Raw genomic sequence first — 1,440 nt, forward strand, 5'->3', positions numbered from 1 at the left:
CCGCACTGGTTCAAGACGGCGGTGTTCTACGAGGTGTCGGTGCGCGGGTTCGCCGATTCCAACAACGACGGCTACGGCGACCTGCGCGGGCTGATCTCCCGCCTGGACCACCTGCAATGGCTGGGCATCCAATGCCTGTGGCTGCTGCCCATCTACCAATCCCCCCTCAAAGACGGCGGCTACGACATCTCCGAATACACCCAGATCCTCCCCGAATTCGGAGAACTCGGCGACTTCGTGGAACTCATCGAACAAGCCCACGCCCGCGGCATCCGCGTGATCGCCGACCTGGTCATGAACCACACCTCCGACCAGCACCCCTGGTTCCAGGCCTCCCGCACCGACCCCACCGGCCCCTTCGGCGACTTCTACGTCTGGGCCGACGACGACACCGGCTACCCCGACGCCCGCGTCATCTTCATCGACACCGAATCCTCCAACTGGACCTACGACCCCATGCGCGGCCAGTACTACTGGCACCGCTTCTTCTCCCACCAACCCGACCTCAACTACGACAACCCCGCCGTCCAAGACGCCATGCTGGAAAACCTGCGCTTCTGGCTGGACCTGGGCATCGACGGCTTCCGCCTGGACGCCGTCCCCTACCTGTACGCCCGCGAAGGCACCAACTGCGAAAACCTCCCCGAAACCCACACCTACCTCAAACGCGTCCGCGCCGAAGTCGACCGCCTCTACCCCGACCGCGTCCTGCTCGCCGAAGCCAACCAATGGCCCGACGACGTCGTGGAATACTTCGGCGACCCCGCCGCCGGCGGCGACGAATGCCACATGGCCTTCCACTTCCCCGTCATGCCCCGCATCTTCATGGCCGTCCGCCGCGAACAACGCTACCCCATCTCCGAAATCATGGCCCAAACCCCCAAAATCCCCGAATCCTGCCAATGGGGCATCTTCCTCCGCAACCACGACGAACTCACCCTGGAGATGGTCACCGACGAAGAACGCGACTACATGTACACCGAATACGCCAAAGACCCCCGCATGAAAGCCAACATCGGCATCCGCCGCCGCCTGGCCCCCCTCCTGGACAACGACCGCAACCAACTCGAACTGTTCACCGCCCTGCTGCTGTCCCTGCCCGGCTCCCCCGTCCTGTACTACGGCGACGAAATCGGCATGGGCGACAACATCTGGCTCGGCGACCGCGACGCCGTCCGCACCCCCATGCAATGGACCCCCGACCGCAACGCCGGATTCTCCGCCTGCGACCCCGCCCGCCTGTACCTGCCGGTCATCATGGACCCCATCTACGGCTACCAGGCCGTCAACGTCGAAGCCCAGGCCAACAACCCCGGATCCCTGCTGCACTGGACCCGCAAAATGATCGAGATCCGGCAACGCCACCCCGTCTTCGGCGTCGGCTCCTACGTCGAACTGTCCGCCTCCAACCCCTCCGTCCTGGCCTTCACCCGCGAGATC

The 1,440-nt window shown here is 64.7% G+C and carries 1 protein-coding gene; it reads left to right on the top strand.

Going from position 1 to position 1,440, the window contains the following annotated elements:
• A partial coding sequence (gene treS, locus AF1_RS32505) for a maltose alpha-D-glucosyltransferase (RefSeq protein ID WP_067808187.1) occupies window positions 1-1,440 on the top strand: 1,440 nt, incomplete at both ends.

This window comes from Actinomadura formosensis NBRC 14204, assembly GCF_001552155.1.
Classification (GTDB): Bacteria; Actinomycetota; Actinomycetes; order Streptosporangiales; family Streptosporangiaceae; genus Spirillospora; species Spirillospora formosensis.